Origin of the sequence: Synechococcus sp. RS9909 (assembly GCF_014279595.1) — a bacterium.
Lineage (GTDB): Bacteria > Cyanobacteriota > Cyanobacteriia > PCC-6307 > Cyanobiaceae > Synechococcus_C.
The window spans coordinates 1,027,993-1,041,865 of sequence record NZ_CP047943.1 but is presented as its reverse complement, the minus strand read 5'-3'; the positions used below and the strand labels follow the sequence as shown (position 1 = coordinate 1,041,865).

Genomic DNA, 13,873 nt, shown 5'->3' with positions numbered 1-13,873 from the left:
CTGCAGGAGCCGGCGGGGCTCCGCTCTGCAGCAGATCACGGGAGGAGGAGGTCACAAGCCGATGGAGTGCATGCTTACGCTAAGGCCAATTTCAAGGCACGCTGGTAACAGAGGCTGCCGTCCTCACTGGCCATGACATCTCTGCAGCACCCGGAGGCGATTCGACACTTCCAGTCGCTGTGTGACGCCTGCCAGGAGCTGACGCACCGCTATCACAGCCCCGCGGAGCTCCGTCTCTACGCCGACGGTTACCTCCATGCCCTGCGCAAAACCGGCAGCCTGGACCCGCGGGAGCAGGCCCGACTGGAAGGGTTGGTGGATCGCTGGATCCTTGACCCTTCCAGCTTCATCGGACCCGACGGCGACCTGAGCACCCTGTTCAGGCAACCGCAGCATTAAGACGCGAGCGCCACCTCAAGCTTTTCCTTGAGCTCACCGGAGTTGTACATCTCGATGAGGATGTCGGAGCCACCGATGAATTCCCCCTTCACATACACCTGGGGGATCGTGGGCCAGTCGGAGAACTCCTTGATGCCCTGACGGATCTCCATATCGGAGAGCACGTCGAAGGTTTCAAAGGGCAGACCAAGGGAGTTCAGGATCTGCACCACGTTGTTGGAGAAGCCGCACTGGGGCATCAGCTTGGTGCCCTTCATGAACACGACAATCGGGCTGGATTGAATCAGGCTCTCAATGCGGGCCTTGGTCTGGTCATCCATGACGGAAGAGCAATGGGATAAAAAGTCAAGCGGCGCTCAGGTGGGCGTTGAGGTGTTGAGGGCCAGGGCATGAATCGCCTCACTGGCGAGCTCATCGCGCAGGGCCTTGTAGACGAGCTGATGCTGGCGAACCCGGTTGAGCCCGCTGAAGCCGCTCGACACCACCGTCACCTGGAGGTGATCGCCACCACCAGTGAGATCCTCAACCTCCACCTGGGCATCCGGGAGGGCATGACGGATCGCCGCCACCACTGCATCGGGTTGAACCATGAGCGCCTGTCTCAGATGCGTGCTGATGCTGACAGATGGCGGCAGCCACCGACGTGGCATCAGGAAAGCGTCTCAGTTCGCAGGCGCGGTTTTCGCCGCCGCGAACGGCGTCTCGACAAAGCCGAGCTCCACCAGGCTCTGGTAAGCCTTCTGGCCCTGCGGTTGCGACGGGGTCATCAGACGCACCACCTCCACCAGCACGGGCACCGCCACCTCCGGCTGGTTCTGACGCCGGAACAGGGCGGCGAGGCGGAGATTCGCTTCCGCCAGCAGCCCCAGAGCGGCCCGGCCTTTCGCATCCATTTCCCTGGGGATGCGGGCATCAAGACCGCGGAAGGCGCCGCTCAGATCGCGATAAAACGCCAGGAGCTGCTTGGCTGCAGAGCGGGCGTTGTCATAGTCCTTGCGCGCTTCCGGGAGATTGCCGGCCGCCACCGCGGCATCACCCCGGTTGATCAGATCCTGCACCGCAGCCACGTTGAAACCGGCACCACCACTGGCGAGCACCTTGGCGACACCGCTGTCGGCAGCACCATCGGCCTGAGCCATGGCAACAGCGGGAGTCAGCGACAGGCCAGCCGCCAGAGCCAGGGCGGTCAGCGAGAGGCGGGAACGCATGAACAGACCAGAACAGTGGGCGGACTTTAAGGGGCATTGAGGGGACGGCCCACCGCCTCCCGGGCCGCTTGTTCAGCTGATTGCATGCGCTGGGCCAGTTTGGCGTTGAAGGCCCGCACCGCCTCCCGGCCATGGCCCTCAACGTCCATGACCTCGCCGAAACAGATCGCCGCCCGGGCGCAGAAACGTGGCAGAGCCTCGCTGTAAGCCAACCCGACAGGCAGGACCCTGACCGGTACCCCCTGGCGATGGGCGAGCTGAGCCAGGCGCGCCAATCCCTGCTGCAGACGGATGGGGTCATCCGTGCGATTGATCCGGCCCTCCGGGAACACCACCACCTGCTGCCCAACGGCGAGGAGATCGATCGCGTAGCGCAGGGTGGTCAGGGACGGTCGACCCTGATCAACAGCGAAGCAGCCGAGCCGATGCAGGAACCACCCCTGGGCCCCGTCCATCTCCGTGCGGGTGACCATGAAACGGCAATCACGCCCGGTGATGCGGCGTCCCGCCGCCATCGGCAGCATCAGGGCATCCCAGCGAGCCCGGTGGGTGGGGGCCAACAGCAGGGGGCCCTCCAGCGGCAACCGTTCCGCTCCGAGCACGATGCGCTCCCGGAAGTAGGCCCTCAAGGCCAGGTCCTGGGTGAGCACCATCGCCAGGGGAGCCCAGAAGGGGTCTATCCCCGAACCCAGGGCGCTTTCACGTGTCGCCAGGCTGGAGGTCACCGCGTCGGCGTGGTCATCGATCGGCTGGAAACTTAGGGGCCGAAGCCCGCCGTTCCAGGCTCTGCTGGGCAGTTGATCCTTCGGCCGCTCGCCGGGTGTCGCTGCATAGATTCAATCGACCGTTTGTGAATCCAGCGTGGCCAGCCTCGGTGTGAACATCGACCACATCGCCAACGTGCGTCAGGCCCGCCGCACCGTTGAGCCCGATCCGGTGAGCTACGCCCTGCTGGCCGAACTGGGCGGCGCCGACGGCATCACCGTGCACCTGCGCGAAGACCGTCGCCACATCCAGGACCGTGACGTGGACTTGCTGCGCCAGACGGTGCGCAGCCGTCTCAATCTGGAGATGGCGGCCACCACCGAGATGGAAGCGATCGCCCTGCGGATCCGGCCCGACATGGTCACCCTGGTGCCGGAGAAGCGCGAAGAGGTGACCACCGAAGGGGGCCTCGATGTGGCCGGCCAGGTGGAACCGCTCCAGCGACTGGTCGGCCGATTGCAGGACGCCGGGATCGGCGTGAGCCTGTTTGTGGATGCCGACGCACGCCAGCTGCAGGCTTGCCGCACCACGGGAGCTCGCTGGGTGGAATTGCACACCGGCCGCTATGCCGAAGCGGCGTGGCCCGACCAGCCTTTGGAGCTGGCGCGGTTGATCGAGGGCAGTGCGATCGCCCGCAATCTCGACCTGCGCGTCAACGCCGGCCATGGCCTCACCTACCAGAACGTGGAAGCGGTGGCGGCGATCGAAGGCATGGAGGAGCTGAACATCGGCCACACGATCGTGGCCCGCGCCCTGGCGGTCGGCCTGCAGAGCGCCGTCAGCGAAATGAAGCGTCTGGTTCAGAATCCCCGCCGTGAGCCGCTCTTTGGAAGCACCCCGTCATGACCACGTATCACTTCGTCGCCGCCAGCGAACGCTTCCTCACCGAGGAGGAGCCGCTCGATGAGGTGCTGCGGGAGCGCCAGCGTCACTACAGCGAGCAGGGTCGGGAGATTGATTTCTGGCTGGTGCGCCAACCGGCCTTCCTCAGCGCCCCGGAGCTGAAGGATCTGGCTGCCCAGGTGCCCCAGCCGGCCGCAGCGGTGGTGTCCACCGACGCCAGCTTCATCACCTTCATGAAATTGCGGCTTGAATTTGTTCTGGAGGGGCAGTTCGAAGCCCCGAGCGCCACGATCCCTGAGGCCCTCGCCTCCCTTGTGGCGCCCCATTGAGTTGACCCCGACGCCCTGCTCAGCCATGCCCCACCGGTCCAGTCTGTACCCCCTGGCCCTCAGCCTGGTGCTGACAAGTGCCGGGGCGGCGTGGGCGGATTCCGGCGGTGGCTGGCAGAGCTGGGTGAATTCACTCACCCCCGAACAACTCTGCGCTGCCTACCTCAACGACATCATCAGCGATGAGGATCTACCGGGAGGTCGGGCGTCCGATCCCTGCCCGCCGGATGCCAAAGCAGAGGATTACCCCTGGTGAAACCGGAGCGGAGGCTCGATCGCAAATCACTCAATTGCCGATCGTGATCGGCGCCTGTTTGCCGTGCCACCAGATCCAGTCGCGGATCGGTGGCGTTCGGCTCAAGTCCTCGCGGGTCAGGCCCAGGCCCAGTTTTTCGGACGCCGACACCAGCACATCCAACATCGCTTCGCCATCGGCGGCCTTGGCCAGGGCCTCATTCGTGCGCGGCGCCCCATCGATCGCCTTGACCAACAGGGCGACCCGGCGGGCCACCGGCAATGAGCGCGGATCCACAACTCTCATCTCAGCGAGGCAACACCGTAGGCAGGGTTGCTGACACGATCCCGGCCGTTCGTCAGAATCCGAAGGAATGATGCTGAGAGAGGTCATCCCGTGGCTGTGGCGCCTCGTCACTGGGTGATCGGCGATGTGCACGGTTGCCATCAGCCGCTGCGGCGGCTTCTCATTGTGCTGCCCGCGGGCGATCACCTGGTGTTCTGTGGTGATGTGATCAACCGCGGCCCGGGGATCAGCGAAACCATCAACCTGGTGTGGGAACTGGTCTGCACCGGTCGCGCCACCTGGCTGCGAGGGAACCACGAACAGGCGTTGATCGAGGGCCTCGAAGGGAGTCCCGGGCGGAGCGACAGCCAGCTGCTCAGCATCGACACCTATCGGCAGCTCGGCGATGGCCTCACGCGGCAGTGGCTGCAACGTCTCCGCCGCCTGCCGGATCTTTATCGCGGTGATGGCTGGGTCGCCACCCACGCCGGTTTCGATCCTGAAGGCCGACCGGACCTGCGCATCCGCGAACCCTTCTGGGACAGCTATGACGGTCGCTATGGCCGAGTGGTGGTGGGCCACACGCCCAGGCCCTCGGTGGAGCGCAAAGGGGAGATCGTGATGATCGACACCGGCGCGGTGTATGGAGGACTGCTCACCGCTTACTGCCCGGAAAGCGATGCCGTTGTGCAGGTAATCGGACACACTGCCCTGCCGAGCCCCGCCCTGCAGCAGCGCGCCGATCAGGTCGAGCGCGTGCCTTGCTGACGGTCTACCGGAGCAACCGGGCGGAATGGCTGGCCCGGATCCTGGCGGAACAGCTGAGGCTGGCGCCACCGGCACCGTTCGACGAGGTGGAGGTGATGGTCAACACCTGGCCCACCAGTCGCTGGCTGGGGGAGCAACTCGCGGCCGTCAACGGCATCAGCGCCCTGGTGCGATTCCCCTTCCCAGGCTCCCGCCTGCGTCAGCTGGTTCGCAGCCTTGATGGCGACGCTTCCCAAGCCGACGCCGACGATCCCTGGCGGGCGGAGGGGCTGGTGTGGCGCGTGCTCGACGTTCTTCCAGACCTGTTGGCAGAAGCGGAGGCCGAACCGCTGCGCCAATGGATGGCCCTGCACCCCAGCGGCCCCGGTCAACTGAACCGGGACCGCTGGCTGCTCGCCCGCAGCCTCGCCGATGCGATCGACGATTACGCCCTGTATCGGCCCGATGCGCTGGAGCGTTGGCTGCACCGCAGCGGCCCGGACCCGGACCTGCCGACCGCCCTGCAGTGGCAACCCCTGCTGGTGCAACAGCTGGCCCGACACTGCCCCGTCCCCCCCTTTGGCCTCCAGGTGCGGCGTGCAGTGCAACGGCTGCGCGCCGGTGCAGCACCAACCGAGTGCCTGCCCAGGCAGCTGCGCCTGTTCGGCATCAGCAGCATGGCGCCGGTGCAGGTAGAGCTGTTGCAGGCCCTCTCGGGCGTGATCGACGTGCAGTTGTTTCTGCTCACCCCCTGCCCGGATCTCTGGCAACGCTCCGGGCAACGGCGACGCCGGCTGGGCGACCACTGGCAGGCCCCCCTGGATGGGTCCTGGTTGCTGGAGGCACCTCGGCTGGAGGCGATGGCAGGTCGCATGGGGGCGGAATTTCAGCTGCTGCTCGAAGGCAGCGGCGACTGTCAATTGGGTGAACGCACCAACGGGGATCTGTTTGCCGCGCCGATGACCAGCGCCCTCGAGGCGAACCGACGTCCCTCCCTGCTGGAACAACTGCAGGAGCAGCTGGTGGTGACACAGGACACCGACCTGCACCATCAGGTCGGAGACGAGTCACTCCGCTTTCTGGCCAGCCCAGGCCGCTGGCGCGAGGTGCAACTGGTGCGCGATCAGATCCTGCAGTGGCTGGCGGCGGACCCAACGCTCCAACCCCGGGATGTGCTGGTGATGACCCCGCAGATCGATCACTTCGCGCCGCTGCTGAGCTCGGTCTTCAACGACGCCGCGGCCACCGGCGTCGCCCTGCCCTGGCGCCTCACCGACCGCAGCCAGCAGGACAGTCCCGGCCTCTGCCAGAGCGTGCTCCAACTTCTGGAGATGGCCGGTGAACGCCTGACGGCCACAGGGCTCGAGCAACTGCTCGCCAACCCGGCCCTGCAGGCGGCGCAACAACTGGAGCGCAGCGAGGTGGAGGCGATCCATCGCTGCCTGCAGCGCAGCGGCTTCCGCTGGGGCCTCGATGGGCGCGACCGGCGCGGCGATCCCACCCACAGCCTGCGCTGGTGCCTGGATCGCTGGTTGCTCGGCCTGGTGTTTGATGACGCCACCACGGTGGGCAACGGTGACACCGCCCCGTTCAGTGATGGGCTGACACCGGAGCAGCTGGGCCGCTGGTGGCCCCTGCTCGATCGACTCGCCCGCTGGCTCGACCGCCTCGGCCAGCCGCGTCGCTGCAGCGACTGGATCCCCCTGCTGCTCACCCTGCTGGAGGAGCTCTTCGGCGATGGCGGCGCCTGGAGCGAGGAGAAGCAAGCCGTGTTGGCGGCTCTGGAGGGCTGGCGGGAACGGGCGGACACCTGTGCTCTGCTGCTGGAACCGAGCGTGGTGGTGGCGGTGTTGCGGGAAGCGCTCTCACGCGACAGCGGTCGCTTCGGTCATCGCAGCGGCGCCGTGACGATCAGCGCCCTGGAACCGATGCGCGCCATCCCGCACCGGGTGATCATCCTGATGGGGCTGGATGCCAGCAGTTTTCCCCGGCAGAGCGAGCGCCCCGGTTTCCATCTGCTCGAACAGCAACGCCGGCTGGGGGATCCCTCCCCCAGCGATCAGGACCGCTACGCCCTCCTGGAGGCCCTGCTCTCAGCGCGCCAACATCTGCTGATCAGCTGGAACGCCCGCGACGAGCGACGGGGGGAGACGTTGCCGCCCGCGGCGCCGGTGCAGCAGTGGTTGTCGCTGCTTGAAGAGCAGCTGGGCCCCGCCGCCATGACGGCATTGCGGCTTCAACCCGCCGCCAATCCGCTCGATCCGACCAACTTCCAACCGCAGGCACCGGGTGTTCTGGCGAGCTGTGATCAACGCTTGCTGCTGGCGCGCCGCTGCCTCGATCAGGCCCTCAGGGGTGAGAGAGGTTCTGGCGTGACAGCCAGCGCCAGCGATGACCTGGTGGGCCTGGCCCAACCGCTGCATTGGACCCTCAGCGACGCCACGGCAGAGGAGGCCAACGGTTCGCTGGATCACGGTTTGCTGGATCACAGTTTGCTGGATGCGGAGCGGATCGAACGCTGGCTGGCGGCCCCCCAACGGGTCTGGCTGGAGGAGCAAGGCCTCAGGCCCCAGGAATGGCTGGAGCCGATCGAAGACTTCGAGGCCCTCGACCTGGCGGAACGGGACAGGCAGGCGCTGCTGCAGGAGCGCCTGCAGCACCTGATTGATCAGCTGCCCGAGGCTGAGAACGGTCGCGGCTGGAGCGAGCCGGAACCAGGCGACTGGCTGGAACGCAGCCGGGGCCGAGGCTGGCTTCCCCCGGCTGCTGCTGCCGCGGTGGAGACCGATCGCCTGGAGCAGCGCTGGCAAAGCCTGCAGAGCGCCCTGCTGCAGGTCGGATCCGTGCGGCGGCAAGGTGGGCGCCTGGTCGCCGGCGACACCCTGGTGGTCGCCCAGCCAGGGCGCTTGCGGGCGCGAGGGGTGCTCCGCGGCTGGTGGCAGCACCTCCAGGCACAGGCGGCGGCTGAGGGCCGCGACACGGTGATGATCACCCGCGACACGGGCAAGAGCAGCAGCGACGGATTTGCTGTGGCCCTGCGCTGGCGAGGGTTCGACCCGGATCGGGCCGCGGCCTACCTCCACACTCTTCAGGCTTGCGTGATGGAAGGTTGGCGCCACTGCTGGCCGGTGCCTCCCGAGAGTGGCCTGGCGCGGGCTCTGCAGCTGCACAAAGGCGAAGACACCGCCAACCGGGCCTTCCGCAGCCAGTGGCAAGGCGACTTCCAGGCCTTCCCCGAGCGGGAGCGGCCGGAGATGCGCCTCTGCTTCGGCGAGGGCTGCGACAGCGAGCAGCTGCTGGAGGCGCCGGGTTTCGAGGCGGCCTTCCAAGGCTTGTACCAGCCCCTGGTGGAGCACCTGGAGCGATGAGACGGTTCGAGCACAACGCCTATCCGCTCGATCCCGGTGTGCGCCTGCTTGAAGCGAGTGCTGGCACCGGAAAAACCTTCGCCCTCGCCCACCTGGTGCTGCGCCTGATCACCGAACGCGACCTGGATCTCAACCAACTGCTGGTGGTCACCTTCACCGATGCGGCGGCAGCGGAATTGCGCGACCGCATCGGCCGGCGCCTGGAGCAGGCCCTCCAGGGCCTGCTCGCGATCCAGACCCCTGAGGATTCAGCAGCTGCGCAGTGCGGCGCTGCGCAGCAAGAAGCTGATCCGGTGCTGCGCGACTGGTTGGCACGCCAGGGCCAGGAGGCCGGCCGTTGCCGCGAGCTCGCCAGTCGTCTGCTCAGCGCCCTGGAAAGCCTCGAGCGGGCCGACATCACCACCATCCATGGCTTCTGCCGTCGCACCCTGCAGCGTCAGGCCCTGCAGAGCGGCCAGGCAATGGACCCGGCCCTAGAGAGCGACAGCGACCGGCTGTGCCGGGAGGTGGCTCATGATTACTGGCAGCAGCAGGTGCTGCAGCTTGAACCTGGAGACCTGCGCGGCCTGCAGGCAGCCGGACTCTCCGCCGAGGCCCTCAGCCAAGCCCTGGTGCGCCTGGATGGCGACAGCGGCGTTGCCCTCGATCCCGGCCCCGACGCCCCCGACCCGGAGCAGAACCTTCGCGAACAGTTCGAGCACTGGCGACCGAAACGCTGGCAACACTTCGTCGAGGCCTGGCGGCAGGAAGGGGAAGCGCTCGAGAACGCCTTCCGCGTTGCCGCCGCCGACTGGCGCAGCCGTGCCGGCCTCAAAAAAACCGGCGATTACAGCCCGAAACCGCGCAAGCAACGCCAGCAACTGCTCCATGCCTGGGTGCAGCAGCAGGAGGTCTGCCCCGCCGCCCCCCACTACGGCACCGTGCGCGCCCAGGAGCTGCTCGGTGGTTACTTCCACCCGGGCCATTTCAGCCGCGTGGCGCGCCAGGCCGGAGACACCACCGCCAGCCTGCCCAGCCCTGCGCTGATGACGGCGATTGCCGATCTGTGGGATGGACCGGCCGAGCAGGTCTGGCGTCATGCCCTGCCGTGGGGATTGGCGGCCCTCCGCCAACGGCGCGAACGGCGCGGCGTGATCGGTTTCTCCGGGCTGCTCGATGCCCTCGATCCAGCCACCCAGCCGCCGGACCAGCAGCAGGCGGTGGTCGAAGCGCTGCGCCGGCGTTACCGGGTCGCCCTGATCGATGAATTCCAGGACACCGATCCGCTGCAATGGCGGTTGCTGCGCAGCGTGTTCGTGGGCAGCGAGGCGCACCTGCTGTTGATGGTGGGCGATCCGAAACAGGCGATCTACCGCTTCCGCGGCGGCGACCTGAACACCTATCGCCGGGCGCGCGAGCGGGCCGATCGCATCGACGCCCTGCTCGTCAACTTCCGGACCACCGCCCCGCTGATGCAGGCCCTGAACCGCTTCATGGCCCCAGGGCTGCGTCACTCTCAGCTGGAGGTGCCGGCGCTGGAGGCCAGAAGCAGCGCCGAACCCCTCAGCGAGAACGGCTCAGAAGGCCCCCTGCAGCTGCTCGACCTGACGGCGGACGGGAACGCCTGCAGCAAAACCGCCCTGGACGAGCAACTGCCCAGGATCGTGGCGCAGATCGCCGTTGACCTCCTGCACAGGCAGCCGTCGCTCCAGCCCGGTGATCTCTGCATCCTGGTGAGCAAACACCGCCAGGCCGAAGCGATGCGCCGCCAGCTTGCGGCCAGCGGCCTACCCAGCCGTCTGGTGAGCCAGGGTGATGTGCTGGCCACAGCGGCAGCGGAGGCGCTGCAACGCTTGCTCGACAGCCTGGCCAACCCTGCCGATGGCGCCCGCCTGCGGCTGCTTGCCTGCTCCGCCCTGATGCAGTGGTCAGCGGCGGAGCTGAAGGCAGCGGAAGACAACGGCCAGCTGGATCGCCTGGCCCAACGCATCGACGCCCTGGCGGCCCAGTGGGACCATCTCGGCCTGCTCGGCTGTCTCGCCCAGGTGATGGAAAGCAACACCGTCGCCAGCCTCTCGGAGCGGGGGCGCTTTGGGGGTGATCTGCAACAGAGCGCCCGCCTGGTGCAGGACGCCGTGCATCGCCTGGGACTGGATCTCGCCAGCGCCGCCGACTGGTTGCGGCGCCAACGCCTGCAACCGCTGGAGGCGTTACCGGAGGAACGCCAACCCCACAGCGACACGGCCCAAAGCGCCATTGCCGTGGTCACCGTGCACCGCAGCAAAGGCCTGGAATATCCGGTGGTGATCTGCCCCTATCTCTGGCAGGAACCGGCGCCGGCCCAGGGACCGCTCTGGCGCCATCACGGCCGCTGGCTGGTGGCCCTCAACCGCGACTGGGGTGCGGGAGCGGCGATGGCAGCCCATGAAGACGGCGAGACCCGCGCCGAAGCGGAACGACTCGCCTATGTGGCGATGACCCGGGCCGTGCGCCAGCTGATCCTGATCAACGCCCAGGCGAGCGGCCAGGAAGCAGGCCCCCTTCAGGGGTGGCTGCAAGCCAGGCCTGAAGGTCTCCATCCGCTGCTGCTCCCACCGGAGACGCCGCGGCGCCGCTGGCAGCGCACGGTCCAGAGCCAGGAGCTGCAGCTGGGAGCTGTGCCGCGGCGCCCCTTGGACCGCCTCTGGGGGCGGAGCAGCTATTCCGCCTGGAGCGCCAACGCGTCGGATCCCCATCGCCAGGAGGAGGGCCGAGACCGGGACCCGGAGGCTGAACTCGATGCTGCAGCAGAGTCCCTGCCGGCGGAGGAGAGCGCTAACGGGCCCCTCTGCGAGTTCCCGCGCGGGCCGGCTGCCGGCGACTGCCTCCACCGCATTCTCGAGCGGGTTGGCTTTGACACGCTTGCGGAGGATGCAACCAGTCGCGACGCGATCGAGCAAGAACTGCGCCGGGCCGGATTGGCGCCGGATTGGGTTGGAGCAGTGCAGCAAGGGCTGCAGCGGCTGCTCATGGCACCGCTGGGGGGCGCCCTGGGCCGGCTCCGTCTCCAGCAGCTCAACGCCGACCGCCGCCGCCATGAACTGAACTTCGATTTACCCGTAGCCCACGACGGCGAGGCGGTGTTGGCCCGTAACCTCGCTGTAGCCTTCTGCGTACAAGCCGAGGCGCGCTTCGGGGGCGATTACGCCGCCCGGATCGCCCAGCTGACCATCCACAGCCGCGGCTATCTCACCGGCTCCATCGATCTGGTGTTCTGCGATGACCCCGATCCCCAGTCAGGCCGTTGGTGGGTGGCGGACTGGAAAAGCAACTGGCTGGGGCAGCGTGATCCAGCGAGTCAGGCCTTGGCCTGTGGACCCAGCCACTACCACCCCAAAGCTCTGGAGCGGGAGATGGTGCACCACCACTACCCCCTGCAGGCCCACCTCTACCTGGTGGCGCTGCATCGCTTTCTGCGCTGGCGCCTGCCTGACTACGCCCCCGAACGCCATCTCGGCGGTTATGTCTACGTCTTTCTGCGTGGCCTTCCCGAGGTCCAAGGCACAGACCTCCACGACACCAACGTCCTGGACGGCAACGCCACCCCGGGGGTGCTGGTGGAGACGGCGCCGGTGCAGCGAATTCTGGCCCTGGATCGCGTGCTCAACGGGGGGCAGCCATGACCCATCCCATTCCCGCCATGGCTGAACGCAGCCGCTCCAACCCAGTCGCCAGCGAGGCCTCCCTGGCCCTGGCGCAGGGCATGCTGTCCACCCTGCGCCGCCTCGTGCCACCGCGCCGGGATTCGCCCCACCTCGATGCCGTGGTGCTCGCCCTGGTTGAGGCCCTGGCGAGCGGTGCCAGCCATGGCGTTGTTGCCGCCGAGCAGCTCGAAGCGGTGGAGGCGAGCGGCTGGCTGGATGGGCCCGACGCCCCCCTGGTGCGGGAGGGCACCAGGCTCGGCTTCCGCCGTTGGCAGCAGGGCATGGCGCAATTGGTGGAGGTCCTGCTGCAGCGCTGCGCCCCAGATCGGTTGCCCCCACCCGCCGCTGTGGATCTCGACCTCCTGAACGGGCTGAATCAGGAGCAGCGCGAGGCGGTCGCGGCGATCGGGCGCCATCGGGTCGTGTTGCTCAGCGGGGGGCCGGGCACCGGAAAAACGAGCACGGTGGTGCGCATGCTCGCCCAGGCTCTGCAGCACCAGGCGGACCTGCGGATCGGCCTCGCGGCCCCCACCGGAAAAGCGGCGGCGCGGTTGCAGGAGGCGATCCGCTCCGGCCTGCCCCAGCTGCCGCTGCCCCTGCAGGAGCGCCTCGGGCAACTGCCCTGCGCCACCCTGCATCGCTGGTTGCAAGCCAGGCCTGGCGGCTACGGCCGCCATCGCCACCGGCCCCTGCCTCTCGATCTGCTGGTGGTGGATGAGCTCTCCATGGTGGACCTGGCCATGGCCACAGCCCTGCTGGAGGCCTTAGCCGCGAACGCCCAGCTGATCCTGGTGGGTGATGCCGCCCAGCTGCCCCCGATCGGCGTGGGCGCGGTCTGGAGCCACCTGCAACAGCCGGCTCAGCGGCAACGCTTCGGCAGCGCCGCGGTGGAGCTGCATCGGGTGTATCGCAACCGCGGCGCCCTGGCCCACCTCAGCGCCGTGCTGCTTCAGGAGGGCATGGAGGCGTTCTGGGAAGCGGCAGCGCCTGATCGACTCGGCGCGGCCCTTGCCGAAACCAACGTTGAGCTGCAGCGGGCTGATCGGCGCACCATCCCATCGGTGGTGATCGAGGCGTTGCAGGAGCAACGGCAACAGCTGCGCGCTGCCTTGCAGAGCGTCCAACCGGAACCGGGAGACAGCGGTGCCTTCGATGCTGAAGCCGAAGCCGCAGAGGCAGTGTTGCAGAGCCTGGACAGCCTGCAGGTGCTCTGCCCCCGGCGGCGCGGGCCCTGGGGGGTGGAGGCGGTGCATCGCGCGCTGCTGCCCGCCGGGGGCGTTCAGGAATGGCCCATCGGCGTACCCGTGCTCTGCGCCGAGAACCAGGATGAGCTGGGGCTGGCCAATGGCGACCGGGGCCTGACGGTGGGGCTGGGCGAGCAGCGCCGCCTGCTATTCCGCTCCGTCGATGCCAGGGGTGAAGCGCAGCTTCGTCTGTTCCACCCGGCACGCCTGAAGCGCCTCGAACCCGCCCTGGCACTCACCGTGCACAAGGCCCAGGGCAGCGAAGCCGATCGGGTGTTGGTGCTCTGGCCCGACACGATGTCTGAAATGCCACATGACACCACCACGGCGCTGCTCTACACCGCGATCACCCGGGCCCGCCAACGACTGCTGCTGCTCCGCGCGACGGATCCCGCCAAGCTGGGACCACCGATCACAGCGACATCGTGAACCTGCAGCCTGGCCCACGGGTCGAGCGGCCCTGGGGCTGGTATGAGGATTTACTCGAAGGCCCCGGCTACAAGCTCAAGCGGCTCTGGATCCGCGATGGGCAACGCCTGAGCCTGCAACGGCATCAGCACCGCAGTGAGAACTGGACGGTGGCGGCCGGCCGGGGCGAGCTCTTCTGCGAGGGCCACTGGCATCCAGCAACCCCGGGCGCGACCCTGCACATCCCCTGCGGCGCCATCCATCGTGCCCGCGCCGGCCAGGGCGATCTCCTGATCATCGAAGTGCAACACGGCACAGATCTGCGTGAAAGCGATATCGAACGCCTGGAAGATGACTTTGGTCGGGTGATAGGTTGAATC

General features: G+C 67.8%; 14 protein-coding genes. 9 read left to right on the top strand and 5 right to left on the bottom strand.

Annotated elements, in window-relative coordinates; genetic code table 11:
* Positions 1-132 precede the first annotated feature (132 nt).
* The gene (locus SynRS9909_RS04945) at positions 133-399 is read left to right on the top strand and encodes a DUF6761 family protein (RefSeq protein ID WP_007100154.1); all 267 of its coding nucleotides are present in this window, start codon (positions 133-135) and stop codon (positions 397-399) included.
* Here SynRS9909_RS04945 and grxD read toward each other — a convergent pair.
* The 4 genes from grxD to SynRS9909_RS04925 form a co-directional block, all read right to left on the bottom strand.
* Entirely contained in the window at positions 396-719 is a 324-nt protein-coding gene (gene grxD / locus SynRS9909_RS04940) for a Grx4 family monothiol glutaredoxin (protein ID WP_007100155.1), read from the bottom strand. The genes SynRS9909_RS04945 and grxD overlap by 4 nt on opposite strands.
* 36 nt (positions 720-755) lie before the next feature.
* Entirely contained in the window at positions 756-989 is a 234-nt protein-coding gene (locus SynRS9909_RS04935) for a BolA family protein (protein WP_007100156.1), read from the bottom strand.
* Positions 990-1,061: 72 nt separating this feature from the next.
* Positions 1,062-1,607, bottom strand: a complete 546-nt coding sequence (locus SynRS9909_RS04930; protein WP_007100157.1) for a hypothetical protein — start codon at positions 1,605-1,607, stop codon at positions 1,062-1,064.
* A gap of 26 nt (positions 1,608-1,633) precedes the next feature.
* A complete protein-coding gene (locus SynRS9909_RS04925; protein WP_007100158.1) occupies positions 1,634-2,332 on the bottom strand; it encodes a 1-acyl-sn-glycerol-3-phosphate acyltransferase in 699 nt (232 codons plus the stop codon).
* A 136-nt stretch (positions 2,333-2,468) separates the two neighbouring features.
* On the opposite strand from SynRS9909_RS04925, the gene SynRS9909_RS04920 reads away from it, so the two are divergent.
* From SynRS9909_RS04920 to SynRS9909_RS04910, 3 genes are read left to right on the top strand one after another with little or no spacing between them, the layout of a single operon-like run.
* Positions 2,469-3,218, top strand: coding sequence for a pyridoxine 5'-phosphate synthase (locus tag SynRS9909_RS04920; RefSeq protein WP_007100159.1), 750 nt, complete (start codon positions 2,469-2,471; stop codon positions 3,216-3,218).
* Positions 3,215-3,544 carry an MgPME-cyclase complex family protein gene (locus SynRS9909_RS04915; protein ID WP_007100160.1) on the top strand — a complete coding sequence of 110 codons (330 nt, stop codon included), beginning with the start codon at positions 3,215-3,217 and terminating at the stop codon, positions 3,542-3,544. Before SynRS9909_RS04920 ends, SynRS9909_RS04915 begins: the two co-directional genes overlap by 4 nt.
* A 25-nt stretch (positions 3,545-3,569) precedes the next feature.
* Positions 3,570-3,800, top strand: a complete 231-nt coding sequence (locus tag SynRS9909_RS04910; RefSeq protein ID WP_007100161.1) for a hypothetical protein — start codon at positions 3,570-3,572, stop codon at positions 3,798-3,800.
* A gap of 30 nt (positions 3,801-3,830) precedes the next feature.
* Here the strand turns inward: SynRS9909_RS04910 and SynRS9909_RS04905 are convergent, their stop codons facing one another.
* Positions 3,831-4,085: a hypothetical protein gene (locus tag SynRS9909_RS04905; RefSeq protein ID WP_255479232.1), complete on the bottom strand. Its 255-nt coding sequence runs from the start codon at positions 4,083-4,085 to the stop codon at positions 3,831-3,833.
* 90 nt (positions 4,086-4,175) lie between these two features.
* Here SynRS9909_RS04905 and SynRS9909_RS04900 point away from each other — a divergent pair, with 90 nt between their 5' ends.
* The 5 genes from SynRS9909_RS04900 to SynRS9909_RS04880 are packed head-to-tail and all read left to right on the top strand — an operon-like array spanning position 4,176 to position 13,870.
* Complete coding sequence (locus SynRS9909_RS04900; protein WP_007100163.1) at positions 4,176-4,832, top strand: metallophosphoesterase; 657 nt, start codon at positions 4,176-4,178, stop codon at positions 4,830-4,832.
* Positions 4,826-8,179 carry an exodeoxyribonuclease V subunit gamma gene (locus SynRS9909_RS04895; protein ID WP_007100164.1) on the top strand — a complete coding sequence of 1,118 codons (3,354 nt, stop codon included), beginning with the start codon at positions 4,826-4,828 and terminating at the stop codon, positions 8,177-8,179. The genes SynRS9909_RS04900 and SynRS9909_RS04895 overlap by 7 nt, the downstream gene beginning before the upstream one ends.
* Positions 8,176-11,820 carry a UvrD-helicase domain-containing protein gene (locus tag SynRS9909_RS04890; protein WP_007100165.1) on the top strand — a complete coding sequence of 1,215 codons (3,645 nt, stop codon included), beginning with the start codon at positions 8,176-8,178 and terminating at the stop codon, positions 11,818-11,820. Before SynRS9909_RS04895 ends, SynRS9909_RS04890 begins: the two co-directional genes overlap by 4 nt.
* Entirely contained in the window at positions 11,817-13,514 is a 1,698-nt protein-coding gene (locus tag SynRS9909_RS04885; RefSeq protein WP_007100166.1) for an exodeoxyribonuclease V subunit alpha, read from the top strand. The genes SynRS9909_RS04890 and SynRS9909_RS04885 overlap by 4 nt, the downstream gene beginning before the upstream one ends.
* Positions 13,511-13,870, top strand: a complete 360-nt coding sequence (locus SynRS9909_RS04880) for a phosphomannose isomerase type II C-terminal cupin domain (protein WP_007100167.1) — start codon at positions 13,511-13,513, stop codon at positions 13,868-13,870. Before SynRS9909_RS04885 ends, SynRS9909_RS04880 begins: the two co-directional genes overlap by 4 nt.
* Positions 13,871-13,873: the final 3 nt, after the last annotated feature.